The sequence below is a fragment of the Flavobacterium sp. FlaQc-30 genome (assembly GCF_044005885.1).
In the GTDB taxonomy this organism is placed as follows: Bacteria; Bacteroidota; Bacteroidia; order Flavobacteriales; family Flavobacteriaceae; genus Flavobacterium.
In genome coordinates this window covers 135,837-159,615 of record NZ_JBIPCO010000007.1, presented here as the reverse complement: position 1 = coordinate 159,615, position 23,779 = coordinate 135,837, and the positions used below count along the sequence as shown (strand labels likewise).

Genomic DNA, 23,779 nt, shown 5'->3' with positions numbered 1-23,779 from the left:
TTTTTCTTTGCGTTTAATTTCTCTAATTTTTTCTGCCACAGATTAAAGGATTAATTGGATTATAATCTTTGTTAATCATTTTAATCTGTGGCAAATAACTACGAACTTTTTATAAAATTATTCGTGAATTAGTGGCTGTTTTTCTTTACAACTTTTTAGTAATCAACGATTCGATATTGAATACTGCTTCTGGTATTAATTTTCCGGTTTGAGGCAGGTCGTCGTAATCGTCTATGTCTGGCGCTGTATCCGGATCTGGTGAATGTCTCTGCTCTCCTGTTCGGAACATGATTCGCTCAAAACCATCTGTTGGCGCATAAAATATCTTTGTTGATTCTTTTCCATCATTTACTTTTATAGTGTACTGACGGTTTTTAGCATCTAACTTAACTGTGATTGTATATGCTTTGTTTGCTTCGTATTTTATAACCGAACTCAAACGCGCACCATTTTTCACCTTTAATTCTCCATCCGAATCAAAAATCAATCTTACGGAAGGCAGACCTTGTTTGTTTTGGAATTCAATCTGTAATAAACCGTGATTGTTTTGCTCTGGTTTTACTGTGAAAACAGCTTCCATTTTTGATGCAAAAGGAATTACTCTTTCAGCACGGGAATAATCAAAATAATCCTGATCTCTTAAAGTCAGCCATTTTTTACCATCGGCTTTCTTTTCGATTTTTGTTGATGCCCAAGAAAGATCATACGTATTCCATAACTTTAACTCTTGTCCGTCAGGAAGATCATTGAAAACATCATTTACATTTTCGGTAACCACCGAAGTTACTGGAACAGGAATCGACGCCACCCAAATATCTTCCTTATTCATACTGTAACCCACCCAAATTTTTCCATCAGGCGGAGTTCCGTTTTTTTCTGTGATTCCGCGAACGTATTGAGGACCTGCCGATTTATAGTTTCCACCATAACGCATCGGACTTACTTCACCGTGAACCAATAATAAATCTTTGTAATTTAATCCGTCGTCACTTGTTGAAATCGCCAAAGGCCAACGATATTCTGATGGATTATAAAGTGTTGCATAACGATTGTCTGGTGTTTTTTGTCCCCAGATTTTAGCATTGCTGTTTACGAATCCTGGCGCTCTTAATGGCATATAATCCCAAGATTTTCCACCGTCTTTACTGATAGATGTTAAAGCATGTTTCCATAAACCCACTACATTTCCGTTTGATAAATGGTAATAACTAAATGCTTTGTATGGTTTCTGCAACGGAATCAATTCATCATCACGATCGGCTTCTTCTACCCATTGCTGTAAAACTAACGGTTCTGATAAAATTTCTTCGCAGGCTTTTTTCAAACCTTTGTCTTTTGATGCTGTATAAAATGGAAATTTCGATTTTGATTTGTCCCAAGTTTTGTTATATCTGATGAAATAGATTTCGCCAAAATTTCCATCTTTCTTGATTTCACGAATGACACGTCCAATTCCTTTTCCATCGTTTGGATCGTCTTTTTCATCCATTGCAATTCCGTAATAGGCTAAAGCAAAAAGGCGGTTGTCTTTTGACGTATAAAAGCCCATTCTTTGATGCATAATCGCATCTAAGTTTTTCGCAACGCCTTCAACACCTTCTTTTTTCCATCCGTCAGGAATGCGGTAAATAGGGAAAATAACTTCTGGTTTTGTCCACGTTACGCCATCTTTAGAATTCATAATAAAAGTCTGGCTTGGCGGAATATGTTCTCCAGAAGGATCGCTTAAATAATGCAGATAAAAGGTATTATTCCAATACGCCATCATTGGCTGGTGATTGTAGGTCCAACCAAAACCATCTGCTTTTTCGGGATGTTCACGGCTTGCACGCATGATTTGTGTAGCGTGAACCCCAACTGCGGGACTTAACTGCCCGTGATGATAATCGATGTTTGAAAGTGTTTTGCCAACATAACGCACAGTATCGTTTTGTGCATTTACAGCGGTACAAGCCAAAAGAATTGTGGCTGTAATAATATTGGTTTTTATGTTTTGGAAGGTAATCATTTTATATTTTTTTGTTTCACGCAGATTTTGCAGATTTTGGCTGATTTGCGCAGATTTAATTTTAATCCTTTGATTTATACAGATTAAAAAAATCTGCTAAAATCATTTTAAATCTGCGCGAAATTTTTCTAAACTTTTTTATCTGCTTGATCTGCTAAATCTGCGGGAGAAAAAATTTACTCTCGCAGATTTGGCTGATTTAGCCGATTCTTATTTTTTGTCAATTAATCTTTTTAAAACATCTTCTGAAATTGTTGTAATCGTTCCGTGTTTGTGTCCTTCGGGAAGACTTATTTTTGATGAAACATCTTCAAAATGAACAAAATCTGTTGTGCTTAACGCTTTATAATTTTTTGAACCGTAATTGTCATAATACAACAGCCAGTTTTTACCGACTTTTACTACTGTTGGACCTTCTGATAAATACTCGGTTAAAGGTTTAGAACTTTTTTGAAACGGACCTAAAGGCGATTTCCCGAAAGCTACTTTTATGTTTCGCATTGGTCTTGTATTGTCTTTCAAAACCAAAACATAATCTTTTTTGCTTTTTTTGACAATCACGCAGTCTATTACGCTGAAACCTGGTTCGTAATATAATTTGGTATCCGAAAACGTTTTGAAATCTTTCGTCGTTACGTAATACATTCTGTGGTTGTTTTTTTCTTCTTCCACTCCTTTTTCAAATCGGAACGGAATTGTTGATGCCCAAATGATGATGTATTCTTTTTTTACATCATCATAAAAAATTTCAGGTGCCCAAACGTTTATTACTTCTGGTTCGTTTTTCATCACCGGAATGTATTGTTGCTCTGACCAATGAATCAGGTCTTTTGAACTGGCGTAACCAAAACCGTTTCCGCCTTTCCAATCGGTTGTCCAAACCATGTGATAGGTTCCGTCTGCTCCTTTTGTGATTGACGGGTCGCGCATGATTTTACTGGCTCCAATTTCGGGTTTTAAAAACGAACCATCTAATCCTTTCCAATTGTATCCGTCTTCGCTATACGCCAAATACAAACCTTCTGTCGCGGGTTCCCTAAACGACGTAAAAAGATATAAATCTTTCTTTTTCTGCGAATAACTAATCGCAAAAAGGGAAAGGGTTACTAAAATAAATATTTTTTTCATGATATAAAATTGAACACTAATTTCACGAATTATCACAAATTAAATTGGTGTAAATTCGTGAAATCTGTCTTATTATAATCTATTCTGTAATTGCTTTTTTATTTAAATCTTTTCCTTTTTTTATCGCTGTTGTTACATTGTTAAACACATTGTTTTTCAGGAAAACATTTTTAGTGTCTTTCCCATCAGCTTCGATAAAAATATCGGTTAGATTGAATGGAAAATTATTGTTGATCAAAGCATTCGAAACATTATCTAATTTGATAACTGGAACTCCTTTTATGGCTGTTGAAGATCCAACGTTGTCTAAAATCACATTTTTTGAATCTGATATTTTGAACGACGAACCTACAGTTGCGTTTACTTTTACATCATGAAATTCAACATCTGTCGCCGTACTTACTGTAAAACCTTCTTTTCCATCCATATTGATGTTGGAGAAAGTGATGTTTTGAATCGGCATTTCGGTAATTCCCAAAATCTGTCCAGCTTTGTTTACGTTTGAAGCCGTAATATTGCTCATGTGAATGTTTCTGAAAATTGGCGTTTTTTCGGTTACAGGTTCAACTTGTGTTCCTTTATCATAAAAAAGGCTCAACACGATGGCTTCTTCTTTGATATTTTTCATTACGATATTATCTACCCGTATATCTTCTACAACTCCACCTCTTCCACGAGCTGCTTTAATACGGATTCCGCGATCTGTTCCGTCAAAAACACAGTTTGAGATGGTTATTTTTTTGATTCCGCCCGACATTTCACTTCCAATAACAACGCCACCGTGACCGCTTAACATCGTACAATTTGTGATGGTAACATTTTCTGTTGCTTTTCCGTATTTACGTCCGTCACCGTCTCTACCAGATTTAATTGTGATGCAATCGTCACCAACGCTGATATGGCAGTTTGAAATATGAACATTGGTACACGAAGAAGGATTGATTCCATCTGTATTGGGTGAATGCGGATTAAAAATCGAAATTCCAGTAACGGTTACATTATCACAGAATTCAGGATTGATCGTCCAGAAAGGTGAATTTTGAAATGTAACTCCTTCAATTAAAATGTTTTTGCAGTTGTATGCCTGAAAAAAAGATGGCCTGAAAAACTTTTTATCAACTGTTCTTTTATAATACGGTTCTGTGTAAAGACCTTTGTTTTGCTCTTCCCACATGGTTTGGTATTTGGTTGGAGGAAGTGGTTCTTTGGCCGTTTCGATTCTGTACACTTCATTCCACCACGTTTTTCCTTGTCCGTCGATTACGCCCCTTCCTGTAATGGTGATGTTTTCTACGTCTTTTGCATAAAATAAGGGCTGGAAACTTTTCATTACAATTCCTTCGTAACGCATTTCTACGTAAGGAAGAAAATCATCGAAGTTCTCTGAAAACTTTAAAAGTGCTCCCGAATCTAAGTGAATCGTGATGTTACTTTTTAGTGTTAAAGCTCCAGTTAGGTATTCTCCTGCAGGGAAAAAGATAGTTCCGCCGCCGTTTTTAGATGCTTTTTCAATGGCATTCTGAATGGCTTGAGTGCATTTTATTCCTTTGTTGTTTCCTCCTTCGTTTAGGATGTTTAACCAGCCGTCGTTTGCGAAAGTGGTGTTTAATCCGGTTATGAAGCAGAGTATTATTAGTATGTTTTTCATAGTTGTGTTTTTTCTTTTGCCACAGATTAAAATGATTAGCACAGATTCTTTTCTCTCATTTTTGTCATTTCGACGTAAGGAGAAATCCTCGTTAGTAGCTCTGCATGCTTGAGCAACTTTGTAGAGTTTCTTGCGAAGATTTCTCCTTACGTCGAAATGACAAGATTGTGCTTAGCTGTTGAGAATCTTACTCCTCTGATTCTAAAATTAAAACCCAATCATTTCCATCTTCTTTTTTTCCGCTGGGTTGAAAATCTTTTACTCCTTTATTTTCAAACGTTCCAATTACTTTACGTTGTCCATCTCTTGGATTATACCATGATGCATAAATATTATCTCCTAGTATTTTTCCCATATTGACAGAAATCTTTCTTCCATTATAAGTATATATTAATGCAAAATTTACTCCTCGAATTGCTGCCTGATAATCATATTTTTCTCCTTGATTAGCAATTAAACTTTGATCGGGAATACGGTCTGGAGAGTTATATCTTTCCATTAGTTTTTTAATGTAAACCATTTGTTTTGCTCCCGGCGCATTGATGGCAGATGTCCATAATTCTTTGTTTCCGTACGCTGGTTTGTCTCCTTTTCTGAACATCTGCATTACGGCGTTGTGTCCGTACGTGTAACCTGCTGCACCTGAAAGAACAGACCAATATCCGTAACGGCGAACATCGCTTGCTTTCCATTTGGGTTGTAAAGTATCGTGCAAACCATGTGGAATTCCTTCGTAAGATGGTTCTCCGTCAAGCGTTGGCTTGGTTGGTTTTAATTCGAAATCTCTTAAAACAAATTTGTAATTGTCTTCTTTGAAGTTTGTTTTCACTGAATCCTGATCGTAACGACGATGACCTGATTGAAACATATTAAAATCCAGCCATTTTGCATTGTGATAATCATCAGAAGAATCTGTTCTTCCAAACGGATGAAAAGTCACCAACTGATTCGGATTATTTGTTTTTAAAGTATTTCCGATGGCATTCCAAATATCCATAAACTCATTTCCATGAGTATCACCTCCGTTTAACCAAATTATGTTGGTTCTATTTTTGTATCTATCAGCTAAGAATTTAGCATAAACAATTGCTTGTTCTTTGCTTACTTTATTTCCTTTTGAAACATTGGTTCCCCAAACTGGAACCATTGCCAAGTAAATTCCGTTTTTCTGAGCCACGTCTAAAGTGTAATCAACATGATCCCAGTAGTCGTATTGCTTTGCATCTTTGAAATCATTTCCTGATGTAGTCAATGGTTTTGAAACATCTTCGTTGATTAAAGCTGCATCGCCATAAACGTTAACGGCATTTATATTATGCAAAACCATCACCTGAACAACGTTGAATCCTTTTTCTTTTCTGTCTTTAAAATATTGATCAATTCCAGCTCTATCCAATTTACCGAATGCCAGCCAGCCTGTGTCGCCCAACCAGAAAAATGGTTTTTCGTTTTCGGTAACAAAATAATGCTGATTTTTAGAAACTTTGATTTCAGGCAGAGATGCTTTTGTTTTGGCAGATTGCGAAAATCCGCTTTGTGCTGTTAACAGAAAGCCTATACTAAGAGCGTATAAAGATTTAATTTTCAGATTCATTTTGGTTTGTTTTTGAATTTATGTTTTTTAAGTTTGTTTGCCACGAATTGCGCTAATTTTCACTAATTTCTATTCTGCTTGTGTTTATTGTTTCACGCAGATTTCGCAGATCTTGGCAGATTTTCGCAGATCAAAATTTAAAAAATCTGTTGAATCTGCTTTTATCTTTTTAAAATCTGCGTGAAAAATTTACTCTCGCAGATCTTTCAGATTGAGCAGATTTAATTCAAAATTAAATTCGTGCTAATTCATGCAATTCGTGGCAAACCCTTCTTTTACTTTTTCACTACAAAAAGCACTTTTTCTTTTATTTCAGCTTGTGGGATTACCATTTGTTTTCCTCCGCTGATGTTTGCTTTTTTTGTTGTATTTCCTGTCGTTGCATTGATTGCAAATACTTCAAATGTTCCTTTTTCGTTTGATAGATCTATTATGATATCCTGACTGTTTTTTAAATAGAAAAGATAACTTTTTCCTTTGTTTTCTAACTTCCAAAGATTATCTGAAAACGTATTTCCGTCAATTAATTTCATTTCGCTTAAAGCGGCATAAAACTGAGGCAGTTCGATTTTCGGAATATTTGGCAATGAAGCTCCAGCCATTAATGCTGGCCATCCGAATCTTGACGAACCGTCTGTTGAATATAAAATTACTTTTTCAGGATATTTTTCTCGGTATTCACGAACGGCGCGATATACCTGATTGTCGGTTTCTTTTCCGGTTTTTAGTTTTCTGGCGTGTTGTCTTGGTGCTAAATTAACGCCTCCTTGCGGTGCATAAGCTGAACCGTCTTCTTTGTAATACCAATAACGAATGTCGATTACATCAACGGTTTTATTTCTTTTGGCGTCATTTAAAATAGCATCCTGAACATCTTTTGTGGCACTTAAACCAATTAAGCCTTTTTTACCTGTTTCGTCTTTCCATTTTTGGGCTTGGTCTAACCAGAATTCCATAAAATGTAACGGACCTGTATATTCGGCACTTGTTAACTGAATTACATTGCTGTTTTCCTGAAAGTTTTCAAATGATTTTCTAATAAACCCTTCGTGTAATTTTCTTCTTTGAGCATTCGTAATATCGTAAAACTGCTCCGCCATGAAAATGCGTTTGTCTCCTGCGTAAGGCGGTGGCTCTGGAAATCCTGTACTGTTAATATTATTTGCTGAACGCCAAGGCGAACTTGCCCAATGCGCTCCAGCTTCTAAAATATTGTGCTGAAAATATTGCTGATTAATTAACAATTCTCCGTTTGGTTCTGCAAGCGTTGCAAACTGTGCTAAACGTGTCCAATACCAATCGTTGAATTTTGTTAAATCATATTTACTCAAGTGATCCCATGCAAAATCTTTTCCGCTTCTGGCAAAAGGTTGTTCGTAAAACGGAGGCCAAACATCGTCATCAACTCGGCGTACACGTTCATGATCGTCCATTCTTCTGTCGTACCATAATCCGTAATTGTGTTCTAAGGCAACAATATTGTTTTTAGTTAAATAATCAACTGTTTCCTGTACTTTATCAGTCAATCCGTTTCCTGTTCTTCCTGGAACAAAACGTGTTAAATGTGGTGTCGATTTATTTACGAAATCATCGGTTAAATCGCCTCTCCACCATGCTACATTGGTTTGTTTTCCAGCAATTACTTTTCCTTCAAAAGTCAGCCAGCCATTTTTTGTTGTTACTTTTGAAGTAGATTTTTCTGTTTTATTTGAAGCAACTTTTAAATCATTTGCATTTTTTAAACCTTTAGTGTCTGTATTTATTGGATTTGCTTTTGAAGCTTCTTCAATCCATTCCTGCAAACTTTTTGCTGTTGTTGCCGAGTTTTTAGTCAGTTCTTGTGCCACTTCAATTGTTGGGCTTGAAGAAGGTTCTGAACCTAAATCGTAGATAAATGGCTGCACTGGAAGTTTTCCTAATCTAGCTTCTAATTGCGTATAAAATAAACTTCTTGGACTAATGTGGCCGTTTACGTCTTTCCAGTGTCCGTTGCCTCCAAATTGTCCCCAAACTCCAAAAGCCCAGTTTTGTGCTGTTGGCGGACTATAACATTCTACTTTTGATGCCGACGATTCCCATATTACAGAATTGGCTGCTGTCCATCCTGCGCCTCTTCCGCCTTGTTCTCTGTTGTTATAACTTAACGCTTTTCCGTCGATATTGGCAATATCGAATAAAACTCCTGTTGCCCAGCTTCCGATTGCACCGCTGTTTTCGAATGGTAAATGTGATTCGCATTGAACGAAAGCATTTGGACCTGTTGTCCCGAATCCGCCAACGGCAAAATCATGATATCCAAATTCTGAATAGCAACGCTGAAATAAAGTCTGCTGACCTTCGGTATAAAAAGTATGTCTTCTAAATGAAGCGATTTCAGAAATTGGTTCTGTGGCAATACAATCTTCAACCGTAATTTGCTGACTTGTTTTTAAAATCGTAACAGCTCCTCCTGCAAAGTGTTTGAAATTAACTTGTTTTACCCAAGCATTTCTGGTATTTTCAATACTGATTGCCTGCCAACGGTGTTCTTCGTCTTTTAAATTTGAAGGATTAAAAGTTGATTTTATTAAGATATTTTCAATTCCGTCATTTTCAATTCTTCCTTGCCAAGAATATACAGTGACTTTTGAAGTTCCGAAAACATCATCCAAAGACATTGTAATTGGAGCGTTTACGGTTACTTCGTTTCCGTTTATTTTGTTTACAACTCTATTCCATGTTGTAATCCAGTCGCCTTTTTTCCATCCAATCCAGGAAGTTTCTCCACCGAAATCCTGCATGTTTACTTCTTTAATGAAGTTATCCGTTAAAGGTTTGCTGATTTCGATTTCGTCTCCGACTTTTAATTTTGAAGTGTTTTTTAATTGGATTTTCTGCGTTCCTAGTGGTGTATAAGCGTTCGCAAATTCAAATGAATCTTTATACACTTTATCGTTTACTCCCAAAATTCTAATTAAAGCTTCTCTTTCTAATCCTGTTCCTAAAAGTATAGTTCCATTTTCCGAATTTCCGTTTCCTCTTAAAACTACTCCCGATTTTCTGATGTATAATGTTCCGCTGATTTTGAAAGTTCCTTTATCTAAAAAAACTGCTCCTCTAAAACCCGATTTGTCTGGCTTTAATGAACTTACATAATCAATCGCATTTTGGATTTTTTGAGTTGCATCTTCTTCTTGGTTGGAAACAAAAATCTTGTTGTCTAGATTCGGAATGGCAACTTCGGAGTTTCTATATCCTGCAAAAGAAAAATCTGGGATTTGATTTCCTTGATTATCTGTTGTGAAAGAAAGTTTTCCTTCTTTGGTTTTAATGATATCCGGGAAAGTGTTTTGGGCTGTGATGTTTATACTAAAAAGCATCGCCAAACCGGATAAAACTATTTTATCTTTTTGAAGAGAGATTGTATTTTTTAACTGGATAAAATTCACCTTATTATTTTTTTAGACTTTAAATTTAAACCATATAAGTAATATAAGCTCATATAATTTTTAGGTTTGTCTTTTTCCACAATCTTGTCATTTCGACGAAGGAGAAATCTCACGCGAGATTTACGCACTCTTGTGGAGTTTCTAGTGTGATTCCTCGTCCCTCGGAATGACAAACTAGATTAATATATTACATTTAAGAGACCTAACAGGTTTTTAAAACCTGTTAGGTCTTCCCAATATTTGCTATTGCAACAATGATTTCAATTTAGCCAAAGTATCAGTATTATTTTCGATTTTCGTCCAATCAACTTTACTGTTTGGATCTATTCCGTTAAAGTATTTCTCGATGTTTGTATATCCGTCTCCGTTTGCATCTTTATTGGCATCTGAAGCATCATTTGGATTTAAACCAAATTTCTTCTCCCAAGCATCAGGAATTCCGTCATTATCTGAATCTTTATAAGCTTTTCCTTTATATGTTGGATATCCTCCAACTTGGTCAGGATGTGTAATAATTCCTTTTTTGTATGAATCAGCAGGTAATCTTCTTTTAATGAACTCTTTTCCTATATTGTTTTCTAAACCGTCTTTCACTTCGATTTTTCCTGTTCTAACTTGTTTTAGGATTCTTTCGTCAACAGCATCTCTTTTCGGAATTGTTGCTCCAACATTTGTCAAAACATATTCGTATGCTTCTTCTGCTTTCATAATTTTAAATGCAGGCATTGAAAACGGTTTTGGCTGTTTGATTGCGGCTAAAAACTCTTTAGTTTCAGATTCAGGAAGACTTTCCAATTGTACTCCACCATTCCAGTTATCAGCTGTTACTTCTGGAGAACCTACAATAAAGTTTCCTGAGACATAAGCTCTACCGTATTGTTTTGGCTCAATATATCCTGATTCAGGTTTTACTATTCTATACGCAATAGGCTCATTTGCCGGCGTTACTGGGCCTGGTTTAAAATAGTTGTTGATGATGTTTAGCATCGAACGATAATCTCCTCCATCAAGAGTACGATTCCACCAATTAAATACTACGTTATTGACAAAATTAAAATCGCCATGCATTCCGATAGAAGCATTTCGAGAAATATTATCTGCCCATAAATTACGCATAAACGTACTATTTAATCCGCCAATTGTACTTCCGAAAGCATGATTATAAGTATCTAAACCTTCTGACGAAATCGTGTTCTGAATTGTGATATTGCAAGCAGGCAATTTCTCCAATTTCGACTTTGCGTTAGGTGCAAATTGATGTCTGTATAAAGAAATATTTTCATCTAATCCCCAACTTACAGAACAGTGGTCAATTATGGTGTTTCCAATTACATTTCCGCCCAAGGCATCATCTCTTCTTGTAACTTCTGTTGCACCACGTCTAAAACGCATGTGTCTGATTATAACATCGTGTGTATCAATTTCTAAAGTTTCTCCTGCAATACAAATTCCGTCACCCGGAGCAGTTTGTCCAGCAATTGTAACGTATGGTGCGCGCATGCTGATTCTTGATTTCAATTGGATAATTCCCGAAACATTAAAAACGATTGTTCTTGCTCCAACTGCTTCACAAGCTTCACGAAAAGTTCCTTTTCCGCTGTCTTCTAGGCTTGTTACAACAAATATTTTTCCGCCACGACCACCTTGTGTATAAGCTCCGCCGCCTTCAGCTCCCGGGAAAGCAGGAATATCTGCCACTACAAAATCTTTTGGGTATGAAGCCCAAGGTAAATAAGGTTTTCCTTGTTTTGCTTCTTCTTTAATAATATGTAAGTTAGCATTCCATATTTCGCTTAGTCTCTTTTCGTCAGCTTCTAAAAGGGCATCTGCTTTTGCTTGAACGTCTTTTGGAATTACGGGATATTGGGCATACGCCGATGACACTAGAGAACAAAATGACAATGCCATAAATGCTCTTTTTAAATTGTGGTTTGGGAAAAAATTTTGCATTGAATTGTATGTGGTTGTAGTTAATAGTTTTTGGTGCAAGTTTTTAAACAGAAAATTATTCTTTCGAAGTAGAATCTTTTACTTTATTCTTCTCTCTTTCTTCAACACGTTTATGCCAGTCGGCACTTTCTTTATTTAAATCGTAACCTTGTTTTGATAAATAGTTATTAATTCTTCCTTTGTATTTACCAAACCAGCCGTGTTTTTCTTTAGATGAACCACCGTCCATTGCATGTTCTCTGGCTTCAACTAAAGCTTTGTAGATATAGTCTTTTTGCTCTGTTGTTAAATTTAGCAACATATCGTTGTAACCTGCCACAGTAATAGGAAGTACGCCATAAGTCATTCCGTCTTTAACTTCGGTGATTTTATCTTCTGATAATTCTTTACTTAATTTTTTAATGTAAGATTTATGCAATTTTGCAATTGATTCGTCTGCTTTTGCTTTCAGTTTATCAATTTTCTCGTTTTGCTTTTCTTTTGCTAAACTAGTGTCTTCTTTTACTTTTTTGATTTCAGCATCTCTTCCGTCTTGGATTTCAGTTAAATCTCTAAATTGCTGAGCAATGATATTTGAAACTGCTTTTTCTTTTGCTTCGTTTTTTAAATCTAATTTGGTAACGATTTTTGCAGCTCTTTCGTTAGTAACTTTTACATATTCAGGATCCAAATGTTGTTGCGCATTTAAAGTTGAAAATGCAAAAACCAGCGATAATAAACCAGCATTTATTTTATTTAGTGCCATGATTTTTTTCCTTTTTAGCATAATTATTTTAAACACATAGAAACATACTTTTTTATAACGTTTAAAGATGTTTCACTTATTTTAAATACACAGAGTAAGCTATGCGAAAGAAATGTATTTCTCTTTTTTATTCTTTTAATAAAGCTTTAAATCTATGTTTCTATGTGTTAAATAATTCTTTCTGTTTTTCTTATTTTAAATCTAATAAAGGTCTAACTAAAGTTTCTTTGTTATTAGCCAAATCTTTCCAGTTTACTTTTATTGCTGGATTTACACCGTTGATGTAATCCTCAATATTAGAGTAACCATCTCCATTTAAATCTCCTTTTGCATCAGATGGATCGTTTGGATTTAAACCGTATTTTTTCTCCCATGCATCTGGCATACCGTCTTTGTCAGTGTCTACATAAGGTTTTCCTTTGTATTCTGGATATCCTCCTACTTGAGAAATATCTGTAATAATTCCTTTTTTATAAGAATCCATCGGTAAACGTCTGTGTTCGAATTGATAGAATTCTTTTTTCTCTAATCCTTTTGCATATTCTGGAACTCCAGTTTTTACTGTTCTTACGATTCTTTCGTCAACTTTATCTCTAATTGGCAAAGTTGCTCCAACATTTTTAAGTACAAATTCATAAGACTCTTCTGCAGTCATGAATTTGTTGAACCATGGCATTGGGAAAGGTTTATCTGTTTTCATTTTAGCGAAATACTCTTTTGCTTCATCATAAGCCATTAATTCCCCTTTTTTATTCTCTAACTGAATTCCTCCATCCCAGTTGTCTTTAGTCACTTTATCGTTACCGTTAACAACGTTTCCGTTTACGTAAGCTCTACCAAAAACCATGTATGGTAATTTGCTTCTTCCAGATTCTGGTTTTAAAATTCTATAGCTGATTGGCTGTGTTAAATCGGTTACAGGTCCTGGCTTATAGAAATTGTTGATGATGTTGTAGTTTGCTGTATAATCTCCACCATCTGTAGATCTATTATACCAGTTGAAAACTACGTTATTTACGAAATTGAAAATTCCGTTCCAACCGATAGAAGGGTTTCTTCCTGCATTATTCGCCCACATATTTCTCATGAAAGAACAGTTTTCTCCACCTAAAGTACTTCCGAAAGCGTGATTGTAAGTATCCAAAGCTTCTCCGAATAAACTGTTTTGGATTGTAATATTTACTGTTCCAACTTTAATATCTGGATAACCTGGTCCTGGATTGTACATATGTCTGTAGATTGACATATTTTCGTCTAATCCCCAAGTTGCAGAAACGTGATCGATCATAATATTTCCAACAGGATTTCCTCCGATAGCATCATCACGACGTCCTACGAAAGTTTCTCCACGACGGAAACGTACATGTCTGATAATTACATCATGCGTATCGATCCAAGTTGATTCTCCTGCAATACAAATACCATCTCCAGGAGCTGTTTGTCCTGCAATTGTAATGTAAGGCGCACGAATAATTAACGGACTTTTTAATCTGATAATTCCAGCAACATTAAATACCACTATTCTTGCTCCTCCTTTTTCGCACGCTTCACGCAATGTTCCAGGCCCGCGGTCTTCTAGACTTGTTACCGTATAAACGTTTCCGCCGCGACCACCGAAAGTAAACATTCCACCTCCTTCAGCACCCGGGAAAGCAGGAATTTCTGCCTGAGGTAAATCTGTAGGTCTTGCTGCCCACGGAATATAAGGTTTTCCATGTTTTGCTTCTTCTTCAATAATAACTAAAGCTTTTTCCCAAGCTTCATCAGAAAGTTTTTGGGCTTCTTCTTTAATTGCTTTTTCCTGCGCTTGAACTTCCGGACTTATCTTTGGATATTGAGCAAAACATTTTGCACTTCCCAAAAAAAGCAGAGCTGTGATAAATAATGCGGAATTTTTCATGTTATTTTTTAATTATGGTAATTCTTTTTAAACAAATCACCTGTATTTCTTAAGATACAGGTGACTGTTTTTTGTATTATAAACTATTATTTAAGTGGGTCAAATGATCCGCCCCATCCTTGAGTTTGCTCTAAATATGGAGAAGAATCTAATAATGATTGATAAATTCCGAAGAAATAGTATTCATTATACCATGTAAACTTCCAATTGTTTGTTGTAGGATCTAAATTATCTCTTTCTACAATTTTAAAATAATTGGTATACATATAATCTAAATACGCATCAAAATTAGCCAATGTAGTTCCGTTTATTGTTACAGGAAACGAAGCTGGTTCTCTATTAAGCACAGGTGCATTACCCGTTGCTACATAAAATGGATCAGCAGTTCCGATGTAATTTGTACCATCAGCTTTCTTTGCTACAATGTAATAAGCTGTTCTTCTTGTTCCATTCAATGGCTTAACTCCAAGTCTTGATGTAGTTGCACCAGCATCAAAAAGTTTCCAACGTCTTAAATCATAAAAACGCTTATTTTCGTATGCAAACTCAATTGTTCTTTCGTTTAATACTGCCGCAAAATGTTGATCTCTTGAACTTACTGCAGCCAAACCATAATGTCCGTCACCGTTTGTAATTCCTGCACGGGCTCTAACTGATTCGATCAAAGTTTTTCCTTCTGCCAAACTACCAATACCGATTGCACTTTCAGCCAAATTCAAAACAACTTCAGCAAAACGCATTTCCATATAATCAGTTCCGCTGTTCAAATATCCTGCAGAACTGCTTGATGCTTCATTTGTTGCTTTTCTAAGATAAATACCACTTGAGTTAGCTCCTAATGTTTCTGTAAATTTATCAGGATTTGGTGCTGCAGTAGTTGGTGCTTTACTATACCAGCTATAAGTCCATTGTTTAAATGCTGTATTTTCAGCATATTTCCAAGTTGCACCATTGTATGCAAAAGTTTTATAAAATCTAGGATCTCTATTTTTATAGAATAATACAGGATTGTAAGCTGGATTTCCAACTATGCTTTTACCATCTGCCATAGGAAAAACGTCAACCATTTGTTTGGTAGGTGAAATAGCTCCATTTCCTCCCGATGCTTTAGATCTTACTGCTCTTTCCCATCCATTATTTTTTTGAGCATTTACTATTGTAGAATTGTTAAATCCAAAAACGATAACTGCTTCAGGATTTCCTACTTCTGCAAGCCACATATTTCCCCATGCAGTTCCATTTGCTGTTCCTCCAACCGAGAAAAGTCCTTTTCCATCTGCTTCTAAAAGTGTTTTCGCTTCAAGATTTGCATCATAGGCACGTTTCCATCGTTGTGCATCATCTGTTGGATTAAAAAGCGGACTTGCCCATGTTAATAAAACTCTTCCTTTAAAAGCTGCTGCCGCACCTGCTGTAATTCTACCCCAGTTTGCAGTAGTCCATTTTACATCTTTCAATAATTCTTTTGACTTATCTAAATCTGATACAATTTGTTCGATACATACTGATGTTGGGCTTCTAGGAATTTGAGAAACGGTAGATCCTTCATCGATAATAGGATTTTGAGCGGTTAATACAATTGGCACACCACCATACAATTTTACCATTTCATAATATTGATACGCTCTCCAGAAATACATCTGTCCTTTTAACGGATTTTTATCTGCATCCGCCATTCCGTTTTTATCAATTTGCTCTAAGAAGATATTAATCTGTCTTAATCTCGTCCAAGTATTGTTTGCAATACTTGAAGAAACTCTGCTTCCAATGTAAGGAAGGCAGTTTGCATTGTTTGGAGAAATGGTTGCCCAAATTTTATTCCAGTTTACTTCGCCTGTTAACTCTTCTGTTGTTTGCGAAAAATCGTCATTTCCACCAGCTGCTAAATCCCATGTATTAACTGCTGCATTATTTCCCGGCAAAAACAATCCATAAACATAATCAACATATCCAGTAGCTAATGAAGGAACTTTAAATACATCTTCATTTACACCGTTAAAATCTTTTTTCTCTTCAAGAAAATCATCATTACAGCTAGCCAAAGATAAAGCTGCTAAAACTGTAGTTAAACCTACTATTTTTATATATTTTATTTTCATAATATCGTATTTTATGAGTTATTAGAATCCTAAATTAAGTCCCAAAGAAATTGTTCGTAAAGTAGGATAATCTAAATAACTACCGTTAGCTTCCTGAAAACTATATGGATTATAAAGATTAAAAGGATTAAGCGCCACAAGATTTAACTTACAGCTATTCATTTTAAGAGCCTTTAAAGCATTTTCTGGCAATGCATAACTTAGTGTTATGTTTCTACAAGCGATTCTAAACGAATCAACTTCCCAAAATTTAGATGCAACTGAGTTTATAGATTCAAAAGCTGGATTTGGCATTGATCCATTTGGATTAACTGTTGGATCATATATATCATTCCAAATTGAAACTGTATTATCTACTATTTGCGGAATTTTAGTTTTTAAAGATTTTCTTGCTTGGCTTCCAATGTCGCTCCATCCATTTCCAAACGAAGCATTAACAACTGTATTCAAACTAAATGATTTATAAGCAAAACGCAAAGTAGTTCCTATAGAATATTGAGTATTTGCTTTTGAAGCCAGCTGTACTTGATCGTTTACATCGATAATACCATCTGGAGCTGCAAATTTTCCATTTCCTAAGTATGCACCTCTTACATCTGAGTAATACAACATTCCTGGTTTAAGGTTTGCTACTGCTGTTCCAAATACCGAAGTAATATTATACTTACTCACATATGCATTTATATCCTCCTGAGTTTTGAACATACCTATGTAATCATATCCCCAAACTCCATTATCTGATGAATATCCAGGTTTAGGATTCCATGGTTTTAAGATGTCCTCATCATTAAAATCTCCTTTAATAACTTTATCACCTGACCAGCCAAAACGTAAATCAATTCCATAACTTGTGTCTTTACCAATTTTATCAGACCAGCCAACAGATAATTCATAACCATATGTATCTACTGAACCATAATTTTGTGCCGCCACTGTTCCTCCAATAGTAAAAGGAAGATTACCAGTTTTGTTTAAAAGCAAATTAGTTCCTACATTATAATACGATTCTGCTGTAACACTTAATCTATTATTTAAAAATCTAGCATCAACACCAAAGTTCATTTTAAGTTCATCACTCCAAGTTGCGTCAGGATTTGGAGAAGCCTCCATTTTCCATCCATTTGTCAAGTCTGAATTTCCTCCAAAAACACCACCTTTGTAACCTTGGAAAGTATAACGTTGTCTCCATAACCAAGCCTTAGTATCATCTTTTCCTAAAAGACCAACAGAATATCTTACTTTAAGGAAATCTATAACTGAAGATTTAAAAAAGTCTTCTTTTGACATTACCCATCCAACAGATGCCGAATAAAAATTACCCCAGTAGTTTGCAGGAGCAAACTTTGTAGAAGCATCAGATCTAAATAAGAACTCTGCTAAATATTTGTCATCATATGCATAGTTTACCCTTCCAACATATGATAAAGATCCTGATTCACTTTTTGTAGTAGAACCATCAATTGGCCCAGTCGCTGTATTAAACTGCCCATTTGTACCTTCTAGAACGTTTGATTTAAAAACAACTTCATTATTAGATGTTGCTTCAGATCTTTCTATTGCAAATAAACCACTTACGTTATGTTTTCCAAAAGTACGATCGTAAGAAAAGTTTAAATTATACTGTTGAGATAAATTTGTTGTATTTGAAAAATACAAACGATTTCCGTTATCATAAAATTTTGATCTAAGCGGTGGTGTTGTAATATCATCATTATAAATATGACCATTAGTTCCCAAACCTGTAAATTGATACAATGTGTATCCAGTACCAACTTGAGTTCCTCTTCCACTCCCCATAGTTCTAGCATATGCTCCTCTAGCCATTAATCCTTTTACGAAAGGAAATTTGTACTCTGTGTACATATTAATGGTCATTGTAGTAGCTGTAGTTTCAGCAAGATTATTTAAACGTTTAATTTCGTTATAGTGATAACGCTGATTACCATCATTATTATTAGGAAGCTCCATTGGAAGTCCATTTACATAATTTGGAATGTACGGTACGTGCATCAATAATTTATTGTAATCATTCTCTTCAACCTCTCCTCCAATTTTATTAAACGTTTTAGTCTGATCTGAGTAAAAACCAGACAACTGAATTCCAGCTTTCCAATTACTAGATAGTTTAATATCAGTACCAGCTCTAAAATTCCATTTTTCATAATCTAGAGTACTTAAGTTACCATTTTGTTTATAGTAAGAAACTCCAGCAAAATAAGTAGCTTTATCTGTTCCGCCACTCACATTTAAGTTCTGTCTTAAGTTAAAAGAAGGCTTCCATTCATCATCTAAATAGGTGTTCTTTAAAGTTTTGAAATATTCCAATTCATCGTCTGAAAAGAAATACTGAGGATCTGTTACAGGCTGATTGTAACCATTAGGTCCATTCATTATATTCACATACTTTCCAAACTCATATGCATTTAACGTTTTTGTCTGGTACGTTTTGTCATTGATACCGTAAGAACCACTATAAGTAAATTTTGGATCTCCTTTTGTTCCTCTTTTAGTTGTTACTAAAACAACCCCTTGAGCAGAACGAGCTCCATAAATAGCAGCAGCCGCATCTTTCAAAAATGAAATACTTTCAACCTCAGAGGCGTCTAAGTTATCAAACAAAGTACTGTCGTTTAAACCTTGTGCGTCAATTTGTAAAACACCATCAATTACATACAATGGATTAAGATTTCCACCATCTTTTGCTAATGAATAAGGCTGACGAATTGTTAAATTAGATTTTGCTCCAGGTCTTGTTGATCCACCTGAAACTCCAACCCCTAAAACTCGTCCTTGCAACGCAGTTCCTAAATCACCAACAGGCAGATCTGAAATTTCACTCATCTTAGCGGTCACTACTGAACCCGTAAGATGGCTTTTCTTCTGACTTGCATATCCTACAACCACAATGTTTTCTAATTGATTTGAATCTTCTTCTAATTTCGCATCAATTACTGTTCTTCCTGAAAGAGGTAATTCCTTCTTTTTCATTCCAATAAAAGAAAAAACTAATGTTCCTCCAGCTTTTACTTTAATCTGATACTGCCCATTAAAATCTGTAGTGACAGTATTTTTTGTAGACTTTTCAGTTACGTTTACTCCAGGCATTACTCCTCCTGAATTATCTGTAACCGTTCCTGTCACGGTTACAGTTCCTTGACTGTTTGTTGTTTGAGCATAACTCAGCACACTCATCAGTGTAAACAAAAGAAAACTACATCTTTTTATAAGTGCTTGTTTCATAAATGTTTTTGTTTTGGTTAGGTTATTATTTAATGTTAGTTAGTCATGGTAAATGTGCCTCTTTATTTCTCTAAGATTTTAATGAAAACTTAAAGCGATAAAATTAAATGTTAAAAACACATTTATTTTTTTGTATCCCAAAAATATAACGATGATACATTACAACCGTCCTGCACTATCCTGCTTTAATGGCATTATCTAAAAAAAAGCAACTCAAAAAAACAATATTAATAAAAAATAGAAAGAATATGTATGCGATATCGAAAAATTAGGCAATATGTTTACGCATAATTAAATAGAAAGATAGCAATTTTAAGAAATGCAGCAGTATCTTCATCAAAACTAAAAATTAGCTGTTAATTTTGCAAAATAACACTGTGAAGCACTGAATTTTAAAGCGTTAACTTTACACTTATAATTCAAATAAGAGGTTTTTACTTATCTTCAACAAGAGATATTAGAGTAATAAAACTTACAAATATTACAGCTTATGGGTTTTGAATATTCCTTAAAAATTTCACAAAAAATATTTTTTTTTTAAACGTAAATTCTGACCAATACTTTTTATAAGTGTAAAATGAACAAATATCCAGAATTCGCATCAAAAATAGTTCACCTAAAAACTATTAGAATAGCAGAACAATCAAATATTTTTGAAAAGGAAGTTTTTTTGTCGCGGTTAAAGTTTATTTACTAGGATTCCATCCGTTTAAAACTAAATCCTTAGTGTATTTTTTACCATCTGCTTTTTTTAGCTGATGCGACCATACAACTCTTTGAGACAAATCTTTTGCGCTCGATCCTTTACTTCCCAATTCAGCATAATACGCCGTTTTATCTTTATTAGGAAATCTTGTATCAATCCATGCGTTCCAACCTTCTGGTGCAATATGAGAACCAATATCAGTATTAATGAAAACTGTTTGAGCGTATGGTCGCCAAGGTCTTCCCAAAAACACTTTATCTACCGATTTGTCTTTTGCAGTAAGTTTGCAATCTGCAAAAACAAAACCATAAGTTTGTCCTTGTGGAGTTGAAGCTGCGGTGATATACGAATTCGTTAAACTTTCGATGGTACATTTGTAGAAATAAGCCGTTGCAGCACCGAAAATAAAATCGGTTGTACCATTGATAAAGCAGTTTTCAAAATAAACTCGGGTATTTCCTTCTGATAAATAAAGGGTATCTTGATTTGCTAAAAGATTGCAATTTTTCACCACAACCCTGTCGCTCTTTATGTGAAGCGCCACCGCCTGTCCTACTCTTCCTGCTGTGTTTTCGACAGTAAGATTTTCTAACGTACAATCATTTCCTTTAATTAAAAAAGAATACGAAGTTCCTGTTCCAAATTCTTTTTTGCCCGATGCATCAATTTCTCTTAATGGTTTTCCTGAATAATCATCAAATGAAATAATGGTTTTATTTCTGTCTGTTCCTTTTAAAGTAATGAATGTTTTAGAAACTGGAATTTCTAATTTCTCTACATATTTTCCTGGCTTTATAGTTATTACAACAAGTTTTTCTGAATTCTCTTTTACATTATTTATCGCTTCCTGAATGGTTTTAAAATCTCCAGAACCGTCTTGTGCAACGGTTAATGCTAATTTATTATCGAGCGTTTGAGCTGATAGGGAAAGTGTTGTTATTAAAAATAGAGTTAGGATATATTTCATACGTTTTTTACTTTTTTTCGTTTTTTGTCATTCCGAGGAACGAGGAACGAGGAATCACACTAGAAACTCCGCAATCTTAATCGCCAATCTTTGTCGAGTTACGTGTGTGATTTCTCCCTTCGGTCGAAATGACAAACCTAACCCAATTATCTTTTAATGCGATAACCAAACCGTCATCTCACCTTTTCCTTTATTTCCCCATGCAAAGTACGGAATTAGTTTTACTGATACAGCCGTTGCATCTTTAGAAGAAAGCGGTTTGTACAACGTTTTATTCCATGAATTATCTGAATTTATTACAGCTTCTGCATCAATACAAACCAAGTTTCTATTATTTAATGTGAAATTGTTAGTCGTAAATTTCGATTTCAAATTCAAAGCCACATCATTTACGCTTATTTTCGCAGGAAGCTGATCTGATTCTAAACAATAAACCAAAGGCCCTCTTTTTACAGCTACCTGATTTTTAACTTCTTCTACTAATGGATTTGCTTCCATCAACTCAACTGGCATTGGAAGATTCAATTCAATCACATCTCCTTTTTTCCATTTTTGATTTAATTGTAAATAAGTTCCCGAAACGATTTTATCATTAATTTTTGAATTATTCACCGAAACTTCAGCGTTCTGACTCCAACCCGGAATTCTTAAAAAGAAATTTTGCAAATCTTTCGGCGCTTTTACAATTTTCAACGTTATTTTTCCGTCCCAAGGATAATTGGTTTGCTGTTCCATTTCGATTTCTTCTCCATTTAAAGATTTTGTTTTCAATTGATTACTTCCATATAAATTCACATACAAACCTTCTTTCGAAATATTGTAAGCGTAATTTCCAACTTCCGCAATGGTTCTGGTTACGTTTGGCGCGCAACAGTTAGATAAAGCGATATAACCTTCACGTTCATTTCCCCAACGTTGGTGAAATGGTAAATCATTAGAAACATTTAACGGATTGTTATACAAGAATTTTTCTCCTTCTAAATCCATTCCGGAAAGCACGCTATTGTATAATGCTAACTCAACAATGTCAGCATATTTGGCATCTCCCGTAATTTGAAGCATTCTCCAGTTCCATAAAACATTTCCAATATTGGCGCAGGTTTCAGTATGAGCTGTAGCGTTCGGTAATTGAAAAGGTCTTCCGTAAGCCTGATGAATTTTCTGCACTACAGTTGGATCATAAGAAGTTCCGTCTGGCGAAACTCCATCATATAAAGAACCACAACCGCCAGTAATGTACATTTTACGATACGTTACGTCATCCCAAATAGATTCTAAATTGTCCAATAATTTCTTTTCTCCAGTTTCAGCATACAAATCGGCAACTCCGGCATAAAGGTAATTTGCTCTTACAGCGTGCCCCATCGCAGTTGTTTGCTCTCTAAACGGCACTCTGTCCTGATTATCATCAGTTCCGTCATTTGTAGTTCCGCGAATGTCAATTAGATTATTGGCCAACTCTAAATATTTCGGATTCTTCGTCGTTCTGTACATTTCGACAATTCCCATATAATGAGACGGACAAATAGCATTTCTAGCCAATTCTGGTGAAGCTTTTTTATAGAAATCATACAAGAAATCAGCCACTCCTTTAGCAATATTCAAGAAATTTGTTTTTCCTGTGGCACGATAATGAATGCAAGCTGCAGTCATTAAATGTCCCATATTGTATTTTTCAAAACCCAATTGTTTTTTCACTTCATCCGGTCCTAAAGTTCCCCAGCGTTCATCAATTAAAACCGGTGTATGAATATAACCGTCTTTGCGCTGTACTTTCGCGAAAAGCGCAATCGCTTTATCCATTTCGGCATCGAGTTTTTTATCTTTTGTAACGGCATACGTTGCTGCCATTCCTTCAAAAATCTTGTAGAAATCACCATCATGAAATGAAGGACCTTTGAAAGTTCCTTTGCTTATTCCTGCTGCAATTTCGAAGTTTTTGTAAGCATGTGAAACTTCATCGTTATGATACAAATCCCACATATATGGCAAAGTGTTTTTGGTTTCTACATCAAATTGTTCTTTCCAAAAACCGTTTGTCCATTTTACGTCTTGCAAGCCTACACTCTGTAATTTCGAATATGGACTTTCTGAATTGGCAACCAAACCTTTGTTCTGTGCAAAGATCACGGTTGAAAGAAATAAAGAGGATAGGATGATGTTCTTTTTCATTTTTTTTTTATTGTGATGATTTTGTAACGCTGATGACACGGATTTACTTCGTAAAAACGCGGATTAAAACGGATTTTTATCTGCTTGATCTGTAAAATCTGCGAGAGATTAATTTTTTCACGCAGATTTAGCAGATTATTCAGATTTTTTCTTTTGCCACGAATTACACGAATTGCACTAATTTTTTCTTTTTC

Annotated in this window: 12 protein-coding genes; all 12 read right to left on the bottom strand. The window is 35.2% G+C overall.

The genetic code is table 11. The annotated features are described in order from the left end of the window. Window positions 1-145: 145 nt before the first annotated feature. Entirely contained in the window at window positions 146-2,008 is a 1,863-nt protein-coding gene (locus ACHRV0_RS16255; RefSeq protein WP_395441608.1) for a six-hairpin glycosidase, read from the bottom strand. A 210-nt stretch (window positions 2,009-2,218) separates the two neighbouring features. Then, window positions 2,219-3,136 carry a glycoside hydrolase family 43 protein gene (locus tag ACHRV0_RS16250; RefSeq protein WP_395441607.1) on the bottom strand — a complete coding sequence of 306 codons (918 nt, stop codon included), beginning with the start codon at window positions 3,134-3,136 and terminating at the stop codon, window positions 2,219-2,221. A 79-nt stretch (window positions 3,137-3,215) separates the two neighbouring features. Beyond that, window positions 3,216-4,784 carry a glycoside hydrolase family 28 protein gene (locus tag ACHRV0_RS16245; protein ID WP_395441606.1) on the bottom strand — a complete coding sequence of 523 codons (1,569 nt, stop codon included), beginning with the start codon at window positions 4,782-4,784 and terminating at the stop codon, window positions 3,216-3,218. Between the two features lie 187 nt (window positions 4,785-4,971). Then, complete coding sequence (locus ACHRV0_RS16240) at window positions 4,972-6,378, bottom strand: glycoside hydrolase family 140 protein (RefSeq protein WP_395441605.1); 1,407 nt, start codon at window positions 6,376-6,378, stop codon at window positions 4,972-4,974. A 275-nt stretch (window positions 6,379-6,653) separates the two neighbouring features. Further along, entirely contained in the window at window positions 6,654-9,806 is a 3,153-nt protein-coding gene (locus tag ACHRV0_RS16235) for a DUF6298 domain-containing protein (protein WP_395441604.1), read from the bottom strand. Window positions 9,807-10,049: 243 nt separating this feature from the next. Next, entirely contained in the window at window positions 10,050-11,756 is a 1,707-nt protein-coding gene (locus ACHRV0_RS16230; protein ID WP_395441603.1) for a polysaccharide lyase, read from the bottom strand. A 55-nt stretch (window positions 11,757-11,811) separates the two neighbouring features. Continuing rightward, entirely contained in the window at window positions 11,812-12,501 is a 690-nt protein-coding gene (locus ACHRV0_RS16225) for a DUF3826 domain-containing protein (protein ID WP_395441602.1), read from the bottom strand. A 190-nt stretch (window positions 12,502-12,691) separates the two neighbouring features. Next, window positions 12,692-14,401: a polysaccharide lyase gene (locus ACHRV0_RS16220; protein WP_129023175.1), complete on the bottom strand. Its 1,710-nt coding sequence runs from the start codon at window positions 14,399-14,401 to the stop codon at window positions 12,692-12,694. A gap of 86 nt (window positions 14,402-14,487) precedes the next feature. Then, window positions 14,488-16,500 (bottom strand): RagB/SusD family nutrient uptake outer membrane protein, encoded by a 2,013-nt coding sequence (locus tag ACHRV0_RS16215; RefSeq protein WP_395441601.1) that lies wholly within the window; start codon window positions 16,498-16,500, stop codon window positions 14,488-14,490. A 21-nt stretch (window positions 16,501-16,521) separates the two neighbouring features. Further along, window positions 16,522-19,740, bottom strand: coding sequence for a SusC/RagA family TonB-linked outer membrane protein (locus ACHRV0_RS16210; protein ID WP_129023177.1), 3,219 nt, complete (start codon window positions 19,738-19,740; stop codon window positions 16,522-16,524). A gap of 686 nt (window positions 19,741-20,426) precedes the next feature. After that, window positions 20,427-21,413, bottom strand: coding sequence for a pectinesterase family protein (locus ACHRV0_RS16205; RefSeq protein WP_395441600.1), 987 nt, complete (start codon window positions 21,411-21,413; stop codon window positions 20,427-20,429). Between the two features lie 153 nt (window positions 21,414-21,566). After that, window positions 21,567-23,585, bottom strand: a complete 2,019-nt coding sequence (locus ACHRV0_RS16200; protein ID WP_395441599.1) for a glycoside hydrolase family 127 protein — start codon at window positions 23,583-23,585, stop codon at window positions 21,567-21,569. Window positions 23,586-23,779: the final 194 nt, after the last annotated feature.

Bases quoted from the DNA above. Each gene is read 5' to 3' on its own strand.
- ACHRV0_RS16255 (WP_395441608.1), bottom strand. From the start codon at position 2,008: ATGATTACCTTCCAAAACATAAAAACCAATATTATTACAGCCACAATT.
- ACHRV0_RS16250 (WP_395441607.1), bottom strand. From the start codon at position 3,136: ATGAAAAAAATATTTATTTTAGTAACCCTTTCCCTTTTTGCGATTAGT.
- ACHRV0_RS16245 (WP_395441606.1), bottom strand. From the start codon at position 4,784: ATGAAAAACATACTAATAATACTCTGCTTCATAACCGGATTAAACACC.
- ACHRV0_RS16240 (WP_395441605.1), bottom strand. From the start codon at position 6,378: ATGAATCTGAAAATTAAATCTTTATACGCTCTTAGTATAGGCTTTCTG.
- ACHRV0_RS16230 (WP_395441603.1), bottom strand. From the start codon at position 11,756: ATGCAAAATTTTTTCCCAAACCACAATTTAAAAAGAGCATTTATGGCA.
- ACHRV0_RS16225 (WP_395441602.1), bottom strand. From the start codon at position 12,501: ATGGCACTAAATAAAATAAATGCTGGTTTATTATCGCTGGTTTTTGCA.
- ACHRV0_RS16220 (WP_129023175.1), bottom strand. From the start codon at position 14,401: ATGAAAAATTCCGCATTATTTATCACAGCTCTGCTTTTTTTGGGAAGT.
- ACHRV0_RS16215 (WP_395441601.1), bottom strand. From the start codon at position 16,500: ATGAAAATAAAATATATAAAAATAGTAGGTTTAACTACAGTTTTAGCA.
- ACHRV0_RS16210 (WP_129023177.1), bottom strand. From the start codon at position 19,740: ATGAAACAAGCACTTATAAAAAGATGTAGTTTTCTTTTGTTTACACTG.
- ACHRV0_RS16205 (WP_395441600.1), bottom strand. From the start codon at position 21,413: ATGAAATATATCCTAACTCTATTTTTAATAACAACACTTTCCCTATCA.
- ACHRV0_RS16200 (WP_395441599.1), bottom strand. From the start codon at position 23,585: ATGAAAAAGAACATCATCCTATCCTCTTTATTTCTTTCAACCGTGATC.